At 54.7% G+C, this 19,301-nt stretch carries 14 protein-coding genes; 2 read left to right on the forward strand and 12 right to left on the reverse strand.

What is annotated here, in order from left to right; translation table 11 throughout:
* Positions 1-163: 163 nt before the first annotated feature.
* The 12 genes from JMJ04_RS17635 to JMJ04_RS17690 all read right to left on the reverse strand — a co-directional run bounded on the left by JMJ04_RS17635 (position 164) and on the right by JMJ04_RS17690 (position 16,730).
* Entirely contained in the window at positions 164-2,788 is a 2,625-nt protein-coding gene (locus tag JMJ04_RS17635) for an ATP-binding cassette domain-containing protein (protein WP_236038056.1), read from the reverse strand.
* 238 nt (positions 2,789-3,026) lie between these two features.
* Entirely contained in the window at positions 3,027-3,554 is a 528-nt protein-coding gene (locus JMJ04_RS17640) for a L,D-transpeptidase (RefSeq protein ID WP_201371755.1), read from the reverse strand.
* 228 nt (positions 3,555-3,782) lie between these two features.
* The gene (locus JMJ04_RS17645) at positions 3,783-4,238 is read right to left on the reverse strand and encodes an NUDIX hydrolase (protein ID WP_201371756.1); all 456 of its coding nucleotides are present in this window, start codon (positions 4,236-4,238) and stop codon (positions 3,783-3,785) included.
* Between the two features lie 95 nt (positions 4,239-4,333).
* The gene (locus tag JMJ04_RS17650) at positions 4,334-5,605 is read right to left on the reverse strand and encodes a sugar ABC transporter permease (RefSeq protein WP_201371757.1); all 1,272 of its coding nucleotides are present in this window, start codon (positions 5,603-5,605) and stop codon (positions 4,334-4,336) included.
* 5 nt (positions 5,606-5,610) lie between these two features.
* Positions 5,611-6,435 carry an ATP-binding cassette domain-containing protein gene (locus JMJ04_RS17655; protein WP_201371758.1) on the reverse strand — a complete coding sequence of 275 codons (825 nt, stop codon included), beginning with the start codon at positions 6,433-6,435 and terminating at the stop codon, positions 5,611-5,613.
* A 151-nt stretch (positions 6,436-6,586) separates the two neighbouring features.
* Positions 6,587-7,723 (reverse strand): sugar ABC transporter substrate-binding protein, encoded by a 1,137-nt coding sequence (locus JMJ04_RS17660; protein ID WP_236038058.1) that lies wholly within the window; start codon positions 7,721-7,723, stop codon positions 6,587-6,589.
* Between the two features lie 232 nt (positions 7,724-7,955).
* Positions 7,956-9,287, reverse strand: a complete 1,332-nt coding sequence (locus JMJ04_RS17665; protein WP_420799484.1) for a PTS sugar transporter subunit IIC — start codon at positions 9,285-9,287, stop codon at positions 7,956-7,958.
* An 88-nt stretch (positions 9,288-9,375) separates the two neighbouring features.
* Positions 9,376-9,696 carry a PTS sugar transporter subunit IIB gene (locus JMJ04_RS17670; protein ID WP_201371761.1) on the reverse strand — a complete coding sequence of 107 codons (321 nt, stop codon included), beginning with the start codon at positions 9,694-9,696 and terminating at the stop codon, positions 9,376-9,378.
* 349 nt (positions 9,697-10,045) lie between these two features.
* Positions 10,046-13,081, reverse strand: a complete 3,036-nt coding sequence (locus JMJ04_RS17675; protein ID WP_201371762.1) for a sigma-54-dependent transcriptional regulator — start codon at positions 13,079-13,081, stop codon at positions 10,046-10,048.
* An 843-nt stretch (positions 13,082-13,924) separates the two neighbouring features.
* Positions 13,925-14,308 (reverse strand): YtxH domain-containing protein, encoded by a 384-nt coding sequence (locus tag JMJ04_RS17680; protein ID WP_201371763.1) that lies wholly within the window; start codon positions 14,306-14,308, stop codon positions 13,925-13,927.
* 185 nt (positions 14,309-14,493) lie between these two features.
* Positions 14,494-15,615: a competence protein CoiA gene (locus JMJ04_RS17685; protein ID WP_201371764.1), complete on the reverse strand. Its 1,122-nt coding sequence runs from the start codon at positions 15,613-15,615 to the stop codon at positions 14,494-14,496.
* Positions 15,616-15,923: 308 nt separating this feature from the next.
* A complete protein-coding gene (locus tag JMJ04_RS17690) occupies positions 15,924-16,730 on the reverse strand; it encodes a retropepsin-like aspartic protease (RefSeq protein WP_201371765.1) in 807 nt (268 codons plus the stop codon).
* A gap of 380 nt (positions 16,731-17,110) precedes the next feature.
* Here JMJ04_RS17690 and JMJ04_RS17695 point away from each other — a divergent pair, with 380 nt between their 5' ends.
* On the forward strand, positions 17,111-17,554 hold the full coding sequence (locus JMJ04_RS17695) for a hypothetical protein (protein ID WP_201371766.1): 444 nt from the start codon (positions 17,111-17,113) through the stop codon (positions 17,552-17,554).
* A 306-nt stretch (positions 17,555-17,860) separates the two neighbouring features.
* Complete coding sequence (locus tag JMJ04_RS17700; protein ID WP_236038060.1) at positions 17,861-19,231, forward strand: AAA family ATPase; 1,371 nt, start codon at positions 17,861-17,863, stop codon at positions 19,229-19,231.
* Positions 19,232-19,301 lie beyond the last annotated feature (70 nt).

Consider the following 19,301-nt stretch of genomic DNA (forward strand, 5'->3'; position numbering starts at 1 on the left):
TTTACCCATAGGTTTTGCAGATTCTGCAAAACTATACTTCCTCACATCTGCAAAACCATCGGTTATAATACCGCTTGCTACGGCTTTCCAAATGCACTTTTGCTTGCTTGGCCGCTTTTGTAGTAATATACTTAACCCAACCAATCAAGCAGAGCAAAGACCATTAATGGCGGATATCTTTTCGCTTGACACACCAGGCGATGATCCGCGCCTGCACAACGGTGATAACTACCAATACTCCCCAGCAGAGCAGTAGATGTTGCAAGGCCTGAGCACGCATATTACCATTGACACTTGAGAAGATCGTACTGACAAACGAGAAGTTGTCAGCTTCAACCTTGTTGGCATGAATACCAGCGGTAGTACCCATGGCCGCCATCGCCCAACGAGCAGCGAAGAGGGCACCGGGTATCTGGAGGAACTTCGGTTGATCTAGATTAAAGATCGTTCCTGAGAAGATGACCTGCGGGATCAGTGCCAGGGAGACAATACTCATGGCGCGATCGTTATTGGGCACGAGCGCAGAGATAAGCAGCCCGGTCATCAAGCCCGCGATACCGGTCAGTGCGAGCGAGATATAGATCTCCAGGAACGGCGGTAAGAAGACGCTATTGCTATAAGGCGTAAAGAGCGCGATTGCACCAACCAGGACTAGGCTCTGCACCAGGCTAAAGGCGCCCAGTACCACGAACTTCGAGCAGAGGTAAGGCATCAAACCCAGGTTCACCGAGCGCTCACGACGATAGATGGGTGCCTCCTTGACGAGCTCGCGAGCGCCATTCAGACAGCCAAACATAATCGAAGCAAACGCCATAATGAAAAGGATCTTCTGTGCATCCTGACCCGATACAGGGAGAATAGCGGCATCCAGTACCTGATCCACGGTCATATTCTTACTCGCGGCAAACTGCTGACCTTGAGGCGCCTTCAAGAAATTGACCAGATAGGTACAATCGGTTGTTGGTGCTGAATACACATCTGCCGGTTGCACATGCGTCGCGCAGGTCGCGATCTTATTCGCGTCAAACATCCCATGTACCGATAGCCCAAAGAGTAGTGCACCAATGATCGGAGCTTGAAGGACCAGAATTGCCAGATTCACTTTATCGTTATAGATCAGCTCTAGATAGCGGATACTCAGCAGTATAAACTGCTTCCACGGATTGCCGCGCTTGGCAGGCTGGAGCGTCTTCGCAGCGGGATTCCCCTGACTCTTCGCGAGGCTCTGGCGCTGCCGTATCGGGGCCGCTATATACTTCTGATAATCGGGCGACTGTCTGAAGCGGGTCTCCGCCTCAGCTGGGATCTCCGGATGCTCTTCGGTTGGTTCTAGCGCGCTATAGATCTCAGCGAAGTCAGTCTTCCCAAAGAAGTCTCTGGCCTCATTCGGTGGACCAAAGTAGGCGACTCGACCACCCTGGCAGAGGAAGCAGATGTAGTCACACGCATTGATGTTATTCGTTGCATGTGTCACCAGGACGATCGTATGCCCTTTATCTGCCAGCTTACGCAATAGCATCATCATCTTACGGTCCAGGCCGGGATCGAGTCCAGAGGTTGGCTCATCTAAGAAGAAGATACTGGGTTTGGCTAGCAGTTCCAGCGCAATCGAGACACGTTTCCTTTGTCCACCAGAGAGCTTGCTCACTAGCAGACCACGGCGGAACTGCATCTCAACATCGTCCAGCACCTCATCAATGCGTTCATTGATCTGTGCCTCCGTAAAGTCTTGTGGCAGACGAAGCTTCGCCGCATAGTACAGAGCGCGCTCTACAGTCAGCTCGCGATGGATAATATCTTCTTGCGGAACATAGCCGAGCTGTGTACTAAACGCTGCCAGATTGGCATAGTAGTCCTGACCGTTATAGAGGACTGAGCCACTATGTGCAGGGCGCAAGCCGTTTAGCGCATCCATGAGCGTAGACTTACCGGTACCGGAACCACCGACCAGGGCCACGAACTTGCGTGGCGGGATGACCAGTGAGATATCATCGAGCAGAATAACGTGCTTGTTCCCCTCTTTACGCAAATTGACCGCATCGATGCGGACACCCTGGCTCTCATCCTGCTGAGTCAGCTCATTACCGCTATAAGTAAATTTGTAGGGACCGACGCGAATGATATCGTCATTCGCAAGAATCTGGTGCGTATGGACGCGCTCAGTATTTACATAGATATGATTGGTACTGTTGAGATCGATGATACGGTGGCCGCCACCCGGTAGCAGTTCAAGCCGCGCATGGTGGTCCGAGATCTGAGGATGCTGGAGGACAACCCGGTTATCGCTCGCACGACCCAGTGTAATGACTGGCTCACCCAATTGAATAGGCGGCATCTGTGGAGCCGGTTCCTGTTCCTCACCGGAACCATCATTATAGATCAGCGATACAAAGGTACCGTTTTCATCGCTGATGCGGAAGATATCGCCGCGTTGCAATACACGGCGGAACTGCTCATCACCCTGAATGGTACGGCCCTGAAAGGTCAGACCATTCAAGGTGTGATGGCGCTTCGGATGGGGATGGATCAAAGTCAGTTGCTTATTGTCACGAATGATCTGTACATGGAAGGCAGAGACGGTCGGGCGATTGATTACGATCTCATTGGAGGGATGACGTCCGATATTGATCTCTGGGGTAGTGGGTGAGAGCGGATAGAGCTGTTTCTCATGATCGACGTTGGTACTGATCTCAATGGAGGGCAGCCCTGGAATAAAGCGAGCCAGCAAGGTTCGATTACCAGGAGCATTATCATCGTTCACGGCTGAAGATTCGCTTACAACATCCATCGTCTCTCCCCCAAGCCACATAATGCGGTATACATATTTCACATCTGCTATTATATGTTGTATCTGCTATTACATATTATAATGAAGTGTACTACTTGAGATAGCTGAATAGATAGCAGCTACTTGCCTAAAAGCTTGCCTTCACAATCTGCTTCCCCAAAAATGAAACAGCCGAGAGCGTAAGCCTGCACTCACTTACTCTCTCGACTGCTTCTCGCAGAGGGCGATGTCTTTTTGTTTACTCCTTGACCTGCACAGGAGTACCAACTGGCGCCCAGTTGTAGAGCCAGCCTGCGTCATCTACCGCCATATTGACGCAGCCGTGGCTGCCTGTTACCGTCTCATCGCTCTCCTCCTCGTAGTGCTCGGTATTGGTGCCCTCGCCAAACTCATTGCGCCAGGGAGCATCGTGGATGAAGTAGCCGCCACCCGCGAACTCCATGGCATAGCTCACCGTCGTCGGTGGATAGTAGTAGGGCGAACTCTTGCCCCAGGGCGAGTAAAATGTCATCGGACTCTGCTTATAAAAGATGCTAAAATTACCAGTTGGTGTCGGGAGGGCCGGTTGTCCGCTTGTGATAGCAGTCTCAAACACCTCTTCCCCATCCTCAAACGCATACAGAGTCTGCTCCGATAAACTAATGACGATAAGCTTGTCCGCTCCATCAGCATGGCTATGCTTTGGCGGCGGACCCATCACTAATAAACTGGCAAGAACAAACGCGAGCATACCAAAGTAGAAAAATTTGTTTACTCGTTTTTTCATTTCAGCCATCCCTTTTGCTTGCGCAAATTTATAATACTTTCTAATAGTGAGTATATAGCGCCTTCTGCTAATAAGTATTTAAATGTTCTTCATACTCCATTAGTAAGAAAAATACGTATAAGTAATAACGACGCTGCTGAAGCACGCGTCTACATATCAAGCGCGATAGGCCTCGTACCTTGATATGTAGACGCGTGCTTCAGCAGCGTCGTGCCCCCACGCACCGTCCTACTTCCTGTACCGCTTATAATCCTGATAAATATGCAAATAAAAACCATCCAATCTTGGCTCCAGCTCTTCTCGCGTCAACCAGGTTGGCTGCCCCTCGATGCTAGGGTGCAGCTCCCCGCCCACGCGGCTCCCGCGAAAGATCAAGTTGACCGTGCTCAGACGATTGAAGGCCGGACTACTGATGGTCGTATAGCTAACAATTTCATGCACCTCGACCTCAAGCCCCGTCTCCTCCAGGCACTCGCGTCGTGCCGCCTGCTCCGGCTGTTCGCGCCAGCGCATAAAGCCTCCAGGAAAGGCTGTCTCGTCCTCTGGCCGCTCTACAACCAGGAACTTGCCATCCTCTTCCACGATCACGCAGACACAGGCAAATGGCGGGAGGTTGCCACCAAGCCCCACATTTAGGATGTTAAAGAAGATTCCCACAAAACGCTTCAATGCCAGGTATAACACAGTTTCTTGCCGCTTTCTAATATGATACGATGATGCGCAGTGGCAGCCATTGGCTGCCACTGCGCATCATCGTATCATATTAGAAAAACTTTTTCTTAGCGTCCGCTGCTGCTGCGAGACTGCGCGCGTCGTACCAGCGCGTCGGCGGTCACAGCCAGGACCAGGACGATACCTTCGACGATCTCTTTGATGTCGGTACCCTGGCTACGCAGGTCCAGACCATTCTCCAGGCCACCAATGATCAGTGCACCTAGCACAACGGCCCAGACAGTGCCACGACCACCAAAGAGGCTCACGCCACCGATAACGGCTGCGGCGATTGCCTGCAGGGTCAGCGTCGGGCTGACAGCGCTGGCGACAGCCGTGGCGCGCGAAGCGGCGAGGATACCACCCAGGGCGGCAAAGGCCGAGCAGAGGGTGAAGACCACGATACGGATGAGGACGACGTTAATACCAGCGCGACGTGCGGCCTCCATGTTGCCACCCACCGCGTAGACGTGGCGCCCAAAGCGCGTCTTCGTCATGATGAGCCACATTACCAGGAGCAAGCCAAAGAAGATGGCGACGCTATTTGGCACTCCCAGGAAGGTGCCATTGACTGGTCCTGGGGTGTTCTCCAGGACGGCGATTACGCCCTCAACGATGACGAAGGGGATCACGATGTTGGCTACCAGGCTCAAGGTTGACTTCACGCGCAACCCTTGCTGCTTGCGCCGCATCTGTTCAATGATCTGCCAGATGGCGTACAGGATCAGGATGACGGTTGGTGCGCCAACTCCCAGCCAGTCCGGCAAGAAGCTGAAGGGGGTGCCCGCGATGGAGACAATCACCGGGTCATGCACGATCAAAGTTGACTGCCCATTGAGCAGGTACAGTAAGAGACCCGCGTACCCGATTGAACCCGCCAGGGTGACGATGAATGAGGGGACGCGCAATACTGCGATAAAGAGACCGTTAATAAATCCGGCCAATGCGCCTACCAGAATGCCCGCCGCCATCGAGACGTAGGGATCCACGCCCATGCGGGTCGAGAGCACACCTGTCACGACCGCGCCAAAGGTACCCACCGCTGCCAACGAGAGGTCGACCTCGCCAAGCAACAGCACCAGGGTCACGCCCAGGCCGTCAATACCAATGTTGACAATCTGTTGCAGCAGGTCCGACAGGTTTGCTGGTTTGAGGAACAGACCATCCGTGGTGATGGTAAAGTAGACAACGACAAGTACAAGTGTGAGCATGACTGGGAGAAAACCGAGGTCGCCTCGCAACAGTTGTCCCAGGGATCGCTTCTGTGTATATTCTGCTCGCTCAACACTGCCCGCGGCGCTCGTGCCCCGGGTGTTGGGCTTTTCTACTACATCGCTCATGATTCTTACTTTCCTCCCGGTACGCCGTTGCCGTTAGAGGCTGACTTGCCAAATTCCGCGCCTGTAATGGCGGCAATGACACGCTCGTTAGTGGTAGTATTGGCGTCAAAAGTGGCCACGCGCTGCCCCAGACGCATGACAATGATGCGGTCCGCGACCTCGAAGACGTCGGCCATATTGTGTGAGATGACCACAACACCCAGACCTTGCTCGCGCAGGCGCCTGATCAAATTGAGAACCTGTCTGGTCTGCGCGACACCCAGGGCCGCGGTCGGCTCGTCGAGAAGCACGACCTTCGCGTTGCGTAGAATGGTCTTGGCAACGGCGATTGACTGGCGCTGCCCACCTGAAAGTGTGGAGACAATGGCGCGTGCCGAAGGCAGTTTGACGTCCAGGGTCCGCAAGACCTCCAGACTGCGGCGCTCCATCTCGATCTCCGAGAGCGCTCCCGCTGTGGTCAACTCATGCCCTAAGAACAGGTTAGAGACGACATCCAGGTTATCGCATAGTGCCAGGTCCTGGTACACAGTTTCAATACCCAGGCGGCTGGAGGTCTGTGGGCTGCTCAGCGCGACCGGTTGCCCATTGACCAGGACTTCACCTTCATCGGCTGGCTGAACGCCTGAAATCGTTTTGACCAGGGTCGATTTGCCCGCGCCGTTATCGCCAACCAGGGCCACAACCTCTCCTGGATAGACCTCGAAATCTACATTATTTAATGCGCGTACCGCGCCAAAATGCTTGCCGATGCCACGCATCTGCAAAATCGGCTGTCCCGCTGGTCTGCCACCGAAGGCCGCTGATGACTCCCGCGCCACTTGATCAGCCATAGAACCCTCCCAAATTGCTCGACTATTATGTTTACTCAGGGATAGACTCCGCTAGAGGCTCTCACCTCGCGGAGTCCATCGCGCACCATCTGAAAGAGGGGAAGAGTGGACAACTCTTGCGAACCACCCACTCTTCCTTGCCTGAGGCTGATTAGCAGATGCCGCCAGCACCCGCGGGCAGACCTTTGCACAGATCGCCCTTGGTGACATAGTTGTCATCGAGAACGGTCTTGACGTTGGTCTTGTCGATTGCGACGGGCTGCTCGAGAACCGAGGGAACCGAGCCGCCATCGGCGGTCTTGGTGGTCGCGCCATTGGTGACGCCAGCTGTGTCGGTACCATCAGAGATGGCCTTCACCAGGTCAGCGGTGGCTTGCGCCTCTTTGCTGATGGCTTTGTAGACAGTCATCATCTGGTCGCCCAGGATGATGTTCTGCAAGCCAGCAACGGTCGCGTCCTGGCCGGTGACCAGTACTTTACCGTTGAGCTGCTTGGCCTTCAGCGCGGCGATGACGGAGTTGGCCATACCGTCGTTGGCGACATAAGCGATCTGAACGTTGCCGTTCTGGGCATTGAGGGCGCCGTCCATCTCGGTGCGGGCCTTGTCGTTGTCCCAGGCTGGGGTGTACTGATCATAGACCTTGGTCAATGATTTGGCGTCGACCAGGGGCTGGAGCTTGTTCAGAGCACCCTGGCGGAAGAGGATGGCGTTGTTGTCGGTCTGGGCACCGTTGATCATGACCAGGTTGGTGCCATTCTTGGTGTAGTCCTTGTAGTGGTCGACGATGTACTGACCCTGGAGCTCACCAACTTTGACGTTGTCGAAGGAGACGTAGTAGTTGAGGTCCTTGGACTGAATCAGGCGGTCATAGGCAATGACGGGAACGCCACGGGACTTCGCTTTGGAGACGATCGCGGCCGCGGCCTGACCATCAAAAGGCGCGACGACCAGGATACAGGCACCCTTGGTCAGGGCGGTGTCAGCCTGGTTCTGCTGCTTGGTGGCATCTCCCTCAGCATTGTAGAACTGAGGCGCCTGGCCTACTGCCTTCGTGATGGCGTCGGTCAACAGGGGACGATCTTTGCTGTCCCAGCGCTCGGAGCTGGCAGTCTCGGGGAGCAGGACGCCGACATTTTTACAACCTTTGCCGTTGGCGGTGCTGCCACTACCGGTGTTGCTGCCGGTGTTGTCGCCGCTGTTGCTGTTGCCGCAGGCCGCCAGGAGCATCGTCAAAACGAGCATGGCGAAGAGCGCGTAAAGGGGCTTGCGCTGACGAAATACTTTCATCGCTGAATCTTTTCCTTCCAATTGCTTGTGCTTGGTTCCCTTCCAATGGAAACCCAACTTCATTGATAGCATCGAATGTTCGCATGTGCCGTTCATCATCGAACGATAAATGTTTGGGATAAGTCCCTATCCAGGCATACCTGGACACTTACAAACAAGGCGTTCTGCCGCTCATTACCTCCCTTCTTCCGGTACCGTGATATATAAGCGCGTGCTTATGCAGCGCGGCGCCTCAGCCAGGCATCACTTTAGCAGGCTTCACCGCTACACGCGCGGGGTCAGCCTCCTTCTGTGTCGCCTGTTCTTCACGCTCTACCAGAATACGTTCCCAGGACTTGAAAAACGGGTAATATATTAAAGCGGAAATCACGAGATTGACGCCTTGCAGGACACTGCCTCTCCAGTCTCCTCCAGTGGCGATAAACCCGCTTATTCCGACGGGAACGGTGAATGGCTGCATCACGATCGGTACATGCACGAGTCCCAGCGAGAACGCCAGGTAATTGATGCTCACCACGACGATGGGTACCAGGATAAACGGTATCATCATCAATGGATTGAGCACCATCGGCACACCAAAGGTGACCGGCTCGTTAATGTTAAAGATCGCGGGACCCAGGGCGACGCGGCCTACCGTGCGTAGCTGCGACGAACGCGAGCGCAGCATATAGATCACGAGCGGCCAGGTGGCTCCCGATCCACCCAGGTGCGAAAAGATGTGGAAGAATGGCTCGGTAACGATGCCATGCCCTCCTGTGGCATTAGCTGAGATCGTGGTAAGCCAGAATGGCAGGGCGATTGCCGTAACAATGTTCATGCCATGAATGCCTACCGACCAGAGCAACATCATCAGGATGATCTCCAAAATCGCCGCTGGATAACTATCCTGCACCACGACCAGTGGCTTGAAGACCTCCATGAGTAATAGCGGGAGTGTAAGCTGCTGTGTCTTCCCATCCGCGATAATCGTATGGGAGCTGATAAACCACTCCAGTAACCAGATCACGGTGATTAGGAAAAGTGTGGGTACCAGCGCTTCAAAGGCCCGCTTCACGTTTGGCGGCACCGTCTTGGGGAGGCGAATGGTATAGCGCGAATTGCGAAACCAGTACACCACCTCTGTGGTGCCAATACCCACCAGAATAGCCACCAGCAGACCCTGACCCCCCAGTGAGGGCAGAATCTGCCCCAGCTTCAGTTCATTGAGATCCGTCACCGGCACATTGGCGATCAGAAAGACCACCATGGCCAGGATTCCCGGCTGAACCGCTTCCGTACGCCGGTACTGCGCCAGGCTATGCGCTACGCCAAAGGCCAGGAACAGGGCCATCAACCCGAATGAAAGCTCATACGGCACCAGGATCGCGTCCTGGTACGGCTTCAGCCACTCGGCCAGTGCCCCAATGGGCGGATTGGCGATAATGAGAAACAGGCTTCCCGCTATGATGAGTGGCAGCGTGAAGATAATGAAGGCATCGCGAATCGCCTGCAAGTAGATGCTACTTGCGATGGCCCCCAACGGAGGCACAAAATAGCGCTCAAAAATCTCGCTTATCCGCTCCATTATCCTATTCACGGTACACCCATCTTTGGTCAGATATCTGTATACTTCCTGCCGACCTTCGGTCGGCAGGAAGTATACAGATATCTAATTACTCTTCTCCCACACTGGAGAGGATCTGTTGGACTTGTTCAAGCACTGCCTCCCCGTTCATCGTCGCGTAATGAAAAGGCTCGATCATAGCGACTGGCTTACGAGCCTCATTAGCGATCTTCTCTATGCTCTTACGCAGATGACGGATCTGAGGCGCAAGCAGGACGATATCGCATTCGTCCACTCTGGACGTATACTCCCCCGCGCTTAATGCCTCAACGCTCAGTGCAAAATGTTGTTCCTGTGCCACAGCTAGCATACTTTCCACCAGGAGGCTTGTTGACATCCCCCAGCTACACACAATCAGGACTTGAACCATACGAAACCCTTCTGCCACGTCGTGTGGATGTTTGGTGCCTGGTGGTTGCTTTCTAGCACACTACGGACCAGGTTGTTTTTCCTACTCTCTATTACTGCAAGTCTCATGCCAATTAGTGTGCTACACACATAGCACACTTCTCCCCTCCTATCTGTGTATTACTGTGCTTCATCCTATATAGATGGTGGAGTGAGATTGCTGGCAGCCGCAGGCTGCCAGCAATCTCACTCCACCATCTATATAGGCGAGCGCTGCAGGCGCGAGCAGTCACGCAAAAAGCATATACAAAGAGCCTCAAATCAGAAAAAGAAGAGACTGGCCATCGGCCAGTCTCTTCTTTTTCTGATTTTTAAATTGACACACTTGGATTGATGAATATATCTACCTGGCGCAAAATACCTACGATATTATACGCCTCCTCCTCCGGCAGGGTCCGCCCCACCTGGTTGCCTAAGACCTGCCAGGCCCGCCGACACACATCCAGCTCACGCGGATAATGCTTCTGCACGCGCTGTCGCACCTCGCCGCTGACTAGAAAGCGCCCCTGGTGCCCGCCTCGCTCTAGCACAGTTGCCAGGTGCACAATCAGGCCCGCCAGCACATCAATATCAAAGCTCTCCCCCACCTCGATCTCGATCATCTCCAGCATACTTTCCAGCAGTGGAAGCACGCGCCCAGGATTCAGGAAGAGCAGACGCTCACTCAAGGTACGCGCGATGGCCTCGAAGAGTTCGCGCCTTCCCTGGAAGGTGGGCGTCGTGCGCGTGGGCTGAGGCTGAAGCAGCGCCGGATCGATGAGCGTGACGCCCAGCAACGTACGTAGGCGTGCGATACCATCCCCAAAGAGCACCTCGGTCAACGAGATAAAGGGGATATGCGGCAAATGTGGATTGATCGTGCCAACGATGCCCACCACTTGCCTGTCGCCTACCAGGCGTTGAATCTCGGCCTCCGTTTTGCCTGTGATGTTGATGTCCATGCAGATAATCTCAACATCTTGCTCTTGCGTCTCCGGCAGGCGTTCATAAATAATCTCTGCCAGCTTAACGGCGCTTCCATGGCCTGTGATGCAGATCGAGAGGATGACTCGTGACTGGGGCGCATGGGAGTCATTATGCCCTGGAAAATTATCTCCTCGCCCCTCCTCCATCTGCTGTGCCGTCTCCGCCCAACCCCTGGTGTTCCCCGCGCCATTCTGCCCTACCTTCTCCTCGCTTGCGACCTGGCTTAAGCTCGCCGCCAATTGCTCAAGCGCGATATGCTCTCCGCGCCGTGCTCGCCTGGAGGCCTCTACGACCAGGGGTGCGCTGACATTTGAGACCGTGTAAACTGCGATGCCCGTCCGTTGGGCGATCATATCTCCCAGCGAGAGCAGCGAGGCAAAGTCTACAAGTAGCAGGACACCATTCCCCTGGTCGGCCTTGCGTACACTCTGCTCTACCTGGTTGAGAATGGTCTCTGGTGTCTGATCCAGGTTCAGCTCGATCGGCGCGACCGAATCAGCCCCAACCAATGTATTGGCCAGCTCCGCCAACCCCGTGGCAATACCACGTCCATGCGCGGCGATGACGATACCCACGGTCGCGTGCTCGACGCTCAGCAGCGTATCGGCATTAGTAAAAAGGAGGGTCAGGACATTGGCTTCGCTGGCGGGTAGCGTAATCCCCAGTTCCGTTTGTACGCGTGCCAGGGCCGCCTGCGCGACTGCATATTCAATAGGATAAGTCTGGCGCACCGCTTGCATCCCTGGCACAGCCATTAAGGGCCTCTGGGCCATACGCTCAAGCATACTGGAGAGGTGTAGGGCCAGGACCAGGTCAAGCTTCTCGGGAAAAGCCCGCTGTAACTCTTCCTCCGCGAAGCGCACGACGGAGCGTGCCAGCGAAGAGATCCGTTCATCTACCAGGTGCGCCGCCTGGTTGGGACGTTCCTGGGTGACGGTCTGTGCGTAGTGCTGGAAATATTGCTGGATTTCAAGCTGGAGCAGCTTGGTAATCTCCTCCTCAGGTAGACCGCTTTTACGTAGCGAGGCCAGGCCTGTGCTGATTGAATCGTACAGGTTGCGTGCCGACTCGCCGACTCCATTAAGGCTCAGCCCACTCGGTGTAAAGATATGCGTCGCCTCCCAGACAGGTTGCTCCCCATCCGTGTCGTGCCGGAGGTCTTTGATACGCAACAGGCCACGCCGCACATGCTCTGGCAGCGTCTCAAGGTGCACATGAAGCTCATGCTGATTATTAGTGCGATATTCCAGGTAGGCGCGTGCACAGATCAACTGCACATCCGTTCGCAGTTGGCCAATATTGCCGGGGCAATCATAGAGTAGCAAGGCCTGCAAGACCTGGGGCGCGACCTGGATGTTGGCGCCAATACTACTACATTCCGCGTTAAAGAAGGCGCGAATCAACTCATAGCGCTCTCTGGAAGTACGCTCATCCAAGCCTGGGAGCGTAATCAGCATAGGAATGCGCCGCCTAAATGTCGGTAGGAGGGCTATGGCAGGATCTTCCGTGGTCGCTGCTATCAATAGCAGTGAGGCCTGCCGCTCACGAATATCGCCCAGGCGCCGGAAGCGCTCCTGGTCCATCAGATAAAAAAGCATCTCCTGGCCCTCAGGCGGTAGGCGATGCACTTCATCCAGAAAGAGGATACCCCGGTGCGCCTGCTCGACCAGTCCCGCCCGGTCCCGGTCGGCTCCCGTATAAGCCCCCTTGACCACACCAAAGAGATGCCCCATCAACAACTGTGGATTGCCTGCGTAATCGGCGCAGTTAAAGCTGATAAAAGGCGCGTCGGGGGAGAGCGCGTTATGTTCCAGCGCGAAGCTATGCATCAAGCGCGCAAGCGTGGTCTTGCCTACGCCACTGGGACCATATAAGAGCGTATGCAGCCCGCGTGGTGGATAAAGAATCGCCGCCTTGGCCTGCTGTATCGCCACCTTCAGCCCCTCATGATGCCCGATCATCGTCTCAAAGCTAGTGATGACCGCACCCAGATCCGTCGAAGCCACAATCGTTTGCGGCCTACTCAGCACGAGTGGCGAGATGGGAAGTGCTTCCACCCGCTTTGGCACTGAGGCTGCTGCTACACGCAGATCGCGCGCCGCTGGTACCACAACAGATGCAGCCTTATCTACAGAAGGAGCCTCAGCATCGCTCTTCTCCTTAAGCGCAAAAAGCACAGGACGCCCGGGAATCTTTTCAATCATCCCATCCTGTGCCAGTTGATTCAAATCTCGGCTAGCATTCGTCCGATCAATGCCCGCTTGCTGTGCAACCTCTTCCGCATTGAAGCCAGAATACCGCCTGAGCACGCTATTCTGACCTGGTCGCTGCTGAGTGCACAGGAAGCGCAGAGCCTCCAAGACACGCTCTTTGCGCTGCATGCACGGTCCTTTTTTCTCGCCCCCAACCCACGCCTGGGGAAACATCCGGAGCAAATAATCTCATAGAAAGTAGAGCTTTTGTAGGCCTGCCCCCTAGTATACAAACCCCCCATCGAAAAAGCAAATCCCCCCCAACCCTCGCCCCCTCTTGCCCCCTCACCACCATAGGCGCCCGATTAATCGTGCGTGAGGCGATTTATCGCATAAATACTAAATTGCGACTATCGCACCATAATACTCCTCCCGTCCCCCTCTCTGGCGATAACCCCTCTCACTAACACCCTACGCCCAGCACCACACGCAAAATGAGCACCCACACCTGCTCCATTGCAAGCATAAATGCTCATCTTCAGAACGTCATCCAGCACCAGAACGGGCCAGAAGCCGTGATACATGTGCCATGTCCAACACCAGACAGACATGGTAAAGCATGTTTTAAAACATGTCGTAAGACATGTCTTTTTTAATACACGCGGCGCGGGACCCGGTGAAGCGCCAGGCGTGCAACATCGCAGAGAGAACGAACTGGAACCCTCAGCCCCGTTATCACGCGAACGCCTCCCCTCTCAATCCCAACCATACCGCCTTTTCAACGCCCAACTTACAAAAGTCGAACATTTGTATTATACCGCATTTCGTCCCCCAAAGAAAGCCCAACCATAGTAATCCGAGCAAGGCCTTGCCCAGGTAAATAATATTGCTGTGTGCTGGCAGCCGGAGGCTGCCAGCACACAGCAATATTATTTACCTGGGCGAGCGCCGCAGGCACGAGAAGTCACGCCAGGATGAGCACACAAAAAAATGGCAAGCAACCGCCTGCCATTTTTTTGTGTCAAAAACTCTTTAGTAGTTGGTGTTGTCCAGCGTCGAACCATACGTATTGCTATTCTTCGCTGAGCGCACCGCCTCTTTCGAGGTGCTGGCAACATCCTGGCCCGTGCTCTTCACATCCGAAGCCGCATTCTGGCCAATGTTCTTCAGATTGCCAGCTGTATGCTGTAGAGTGCTTGACGCCTGCTGAGCATAGCCCTTCAGGTTGTCAGCCGTGTGCGAAACGCGGTCGGTAATCTGCTGCTTGTACACGGTCAGCTGCTCGTTTTCGGGGAGATAGCCGCGCAGCTCATTTGTGCGCTCACTCACCAGGCGCCGCATATCTTCGCCCTTCATAGGGGCGACCAGCAGACCAATGCCAACACCAACCAACATTCCCTTGAAGAAGTTATTCATATCCGCTCTATCCTTCCTTATGAATGAACGTCTGTCTTTTCACTCACCTAAAGCTACAGAATAAGTCCTGAAGCATACTACTAAGATAACGCACCATCTAAGCAATGAGTTTCAATCCCGCGCCTTTGCGAAATAACTTATATATGGCCTTTATCTCAATAATTTTGTGGGTGAAACCCACAAAATTATTGAGATAAACCTCCACCCAGCGTCACCAGCAGCTCCATATAGCTCGCAAAAGCCGCATACGGCCCCACAAAAGGCAGCTCACGTGCTATTTCCTGTAGTCGTGCACCCGTATATCCCTTCTGCCCCAGGTTTCTCAACCAGACCTTAGCCTTCTCCACCCGTGCGCGATCCTCCGTGCTCAATGGCCGCTGTGGCAGTCCTCGCCCATAGTTATAGCGTTGCAGTAGTTCTGGATCGAGCAGATAAGACTTCAGTAGGGGCACAATAATGCCATGCACAATGGCCTCGTCCATATAGGTGCGCAAATAGGCCGCCATAAGCCCTGGCTCAGGTGCCTGTGCCTGGCTCATCCGCTGTAGAAGCCTGCCTCTTTCCTCCATCCTGGTCCGCACAGGATGGAGAAGCCGCCCCTCTCTATCTATGCGGATCTCATGCAGCGGCCCTATAAGCGTTGCGCCATAACCCTGCCGCCCCACCCATCCTTCCAGCGTCGGCATACGCCGTGCCTGGGGCGTCACCTGACTCTGCCACTCCTGGGCCACCTGGCGCGTAATCGGCCAGCGCAGCCAGGTGCGCGGCGGCGTCACCTGCGAATCCAAAAATAACGCCTCATGTGCCATCTGTATCACCGCGTCAATGAATGCCTCCTGCTTCTCGCGCCGATTGCTGCCAATAATCCAGGTATCTATAATGCCCTCCTTGCGGTAGGCTTCGTGGCGCATCTGCCACTCCTCGATCTCCAGGGGCGCGCACTGATACTCCACCGCCTGGCACAGCCCATCCGCGTGGCGCAGAAAAACATCCGCGATCCGGTTCGGCTCTGGCAACCTCTCCTCCAGCGTCACCTGCGCCTCGGGAAACTGCCCCTTCAACCACCTGGCCAGCACCGCCTTCCCCCGCATATGCTGTACCGATTCCCCCTCCGTGCTCCATGCACACTCCCCCCGCTGGTGCGCGAAATGCGGCTGCATCCGCTTCGCCCCACCACCGCGCAGATGCACCACTCCCCGACAATTGGGGCACTGTAACAGCCTGTCCCGCGACCACTCCTGCAATTGTTCCAGTGGCGTCTCGCTCGCCACCACCGTCTGACCCTCCGGTCCATATGCAACCAGCATAGCGCCTACCTCATTCAGCTTGTCCGCAAAACGCGACAACACCTTGCCCGCAAAACGCCACGAAATTCTGGTAGGGACCCGCTTTAGCGCGTCCAAAGGCGATTAATCGCCTGTAGGCGCAGCCCAAACCGTTTCTATTCGACATCTCGCAGGGTGTATTGTTTACTGCCCAGCAAAAAAACGCTCACTCCCCACTGCTATCAATGGTATTTACACGCAGGCCCCCCTCCTCCCAGCCAGGTAACAATCGCGTAGCCGCGTACGCAAGTAGCGGGCCCACTGGCAATGCAATACCAGAGACGCGGACATTATTGGTCACTGACTCGTTTTGAAATTGCCCATCTCTTGCGGGGAAAATCGAACAGCCAATTCGCTTGACGCAGCGTAGTATAGCCCAGGATCAAATCCATAGGTATGTCGATATGGGAATTCACGTGTGACAGGTCAAATCCAGCTACTTTATGAGGCGAAAACGCATAATTCCCAATGATAGGAGACGTCATAATGAAGAGAGGCGTTTCTACCTGGGCTCCTGTTGAGTCTGTTCCTTGAGATTGTCCTATTTCCTGAAAAAAAGCGGGATACTTTTGGATAAAGCTCATGTCTGCCAGGGTTATTCCAGCCCCAGTATCCCATACTGCTGCCGCCTCGATCTCTCCGAACCGAAGAGTCACGTAAGGATGAAACTTCTTGTCCAGAATCAGCTCTTGAAAAGGCGAGCTAGACTCCGGTTCATATTGAATGACAACCCTCCGTTCATCAAATAAAAAGTGGCAGCAAGAGTCTTTGAGAAGATCCATCCCGATCAAATTTGCTCTCACAGAGTGATTTGCTTCCACACGATTGAGCAAAACGTCGTGTTTGCAGATCGGACCAAGCTCGATCATTGGGACCCGAATCAACTCCAGGTGGCCTGCTGCAAAAACTCCTGATGAGTCCCTCTTCTCGATGCAATCGAATGTGGATGTATAATCGTCGAAGGTAATACTGCTTGTCGCTGCACCAGTATCAAGAAGAAAACGGTAAGGGGAGCCGTCAATTGTTCCGTCAACAAGAATTTCGGCAGCATCACTATCTTCTTCATCCGGCTTGATAATCAAATCGAATCCGTTCATGTTATCTCCTCGCGGGTAAACTCTCTGCCAATGCCGAGCATTCTTCGTATCTCCTCGCGGGTAAACGCTCACGCAGTATTTGTTAACTCCTGCTTCACCATCTCCACCCGCGTAGGTGCGTACGTAAGCAGCACACTGCTGATGTACGTGCGTAGCGCCCCTTCACCCAGCATTTATTAACCCTTGCTTCACCATCTCCACCAGCGTAGGCGCGTATGTAAGCAGCCCACTGCTCTCATGAGTTTGTATCAATCTATATAATAATATATCGCAAGCAATGACCCTATAGTGCTCTCCTGGAAGTCACACTTCGTAGTAGCGTTCTCAAATGGTGTAAATGACAACTGTGGGTGAACACAGGTGCAGTACAAGGAAAAGACATGAAACACTCCGTTCTACGGAAAACTCTCTGTCTAGCCCTCCTTAGCACTGTCTTTGCTATTGCCTTAGTCATAACCACAGCAACAAGCTCATCCGCAGCCACCCTCGCATCCACGAAGGTGCAGACCCCCATAGCCGTGAATATAGGTAGTCACGCTATACAGTGGGGGCCTGGCTGGGGAGGCGGCTGGCGCGGTGGAGGCTGGGGTTGGCGCGGCGGCGGCTGGGGCTGGCGTGGCGGCGGCTGGGGACCTGGTTGGGGAGGTGGCTGGGGCTGGCGCGGTGGAGGCTGGGGACCCGGTTGGGGAGGCGGTTGGGGCTGGCGAAGTAGCTGGGGTTGGGGACCCCGTTGGGGCTGGTATGGAGGCTGGGGACCCCGTTGGGGCTGGCGCGGCGGTGGTTGGGGAGGCGGCTGGGGAGGAGGCTGGGGAGGCGGCTGGTAGAGAGAAACCAATGCAACCTATCATCTGGCGCGACACCCTTAAGTCGCGCCAGGTGATAATAATGTACCCTTTACTCCCCGCCCTCCAGAGCGTCTCCCCCTCGAGTAGCCGCGTACGCAAGTAGCGGGCTCCTTCTTCCTACTCAATTTCTTCAATATTTCCTCTTTTACTTGACAAACCATCTCTTGTCGGACATACTATAAATGTATATCGCATAACATTATAAGATTGTATTGTATTGTATTCTACACCTTCCATCTCTCCACCTCGTGAAAACGTCCCTCTACTTCCCACATGGAGGCTTACATGACGAAACACGACCCGCAGGCCTACACCAACCTCTTCGCCCGCCCCTTTATGCCCTTCACCGGACTGAATGACCTCATTCAGCCCTCACCCATCACGAGCATCTGGCCCATCCAAAATCTGCTTCCCGTAGGCCTGACGCTCCTCAGCGGCGAATCCCGCTCCGGCAAGACCTCTCTCGCCCTCCAACTCATGCTCAATGTCACGCAGGGTCAGTCTTCCTTCGCTGGCGAGGATCACGATGACTCCCAACCCTTCAAATCCACTCGCGGCCGTGCCTTCTACCTCGGCCTTGATCATTCTCTGCTCCGCCTTCACGAACTCCGCTCACGCCTGTTGTCGACCCAACCCGGCACTCCCTCACCCAACAATCTCTTCTTTACCAATACCTGGACCCCTCTTACGCCCACCGAGGGCCTGCATGAGCTTCAAAGCTGGCTTACTAGCTATCCCGATACACGCCTGCTCGTGATCGATAACCTGGCCTCCCTACGCCCCCTCTTTAAAGGTAACGACCGCGAACTGCTTTCGCTCCTGCGTCGCCTCGCCGAGCAGCAGAATATCAGTATTCCCGTTCTCCATACCTGCAAACGCTCCTCCTCCCTGGCGGCCTCCGTCGATCATCACCTCCATCTCAAACGACTTCCCGTCTCCAACTACTACCATCTCGATATACTCGGCTCCTCGCTTGCTCCCTTCTCCCTCACCCTGCATTGCCCAACCTCTCACATTCATTTCCGTCACGCCTCCCTCGAAGAGAATCTCGCCCTCACAACACTCAGCGCCCATAAAACTCTCACACCCGAACGCCTCACCATCCTCCATCTTATCCACACTTGTGAGCACCCCCTTTCACCTGCCCAGGTCACAGCCGCGCTTGGCCTCGACTACACCTGCGTGCGCCAACTCCTCAGCAAAATGGCCAAAGCCAACCTGCTTACCACCGTCTCCCATGGCCACTACACCCTCCATCCCTTCATCAAACCCCTCGTCCCCGAACTCCTGGCCCAGCATCCTCACCAGCCCAAATTCGAGATCGCTCACATTCTCCTCTTCCCTAACTCCGAAGACACCCACTCCTCAAACCCCTCCGACACTCCCGAATCCTCTCCCCCAACACCCGCCATTCCACCCAAACTCCTGACACCACCTCCAATCTCGCATCCCAAACCCGGATCGCTCACAATCTCGCCCCTCATTCCCATACACTCCTTACCAACCCAAATGCAAATACCTATCCTGACTAATGTGATGTGCAAGTTGGTGCAAACGGGGTCCAGGGGCAGCGCCCCTGGCGGGGTTCGGGGTGTCCCCGAAAAAATCCCTTTTTACTTTTTTGTTTGCCGACGCAGGCGGCAAACAAAAAAGTAAAACTTAATCTTGCCCTCAGCAAACAGACATGCTATCCTGTATGCCTATACGGCCGTGCTCGTCGTTTGTC

Origin of the sequence: Ktedonobacter robiniae (assembly GCF_016587375.1) — a bacterium.
GTDB classification, from domain to species: domain Bacteria; phylum Chloroflexota; class Ktedonobacteria; order Ktedonobacterales; family Ktedonobacteraceae; genus Ktedonobacter; species Ktedonobacter robiniae.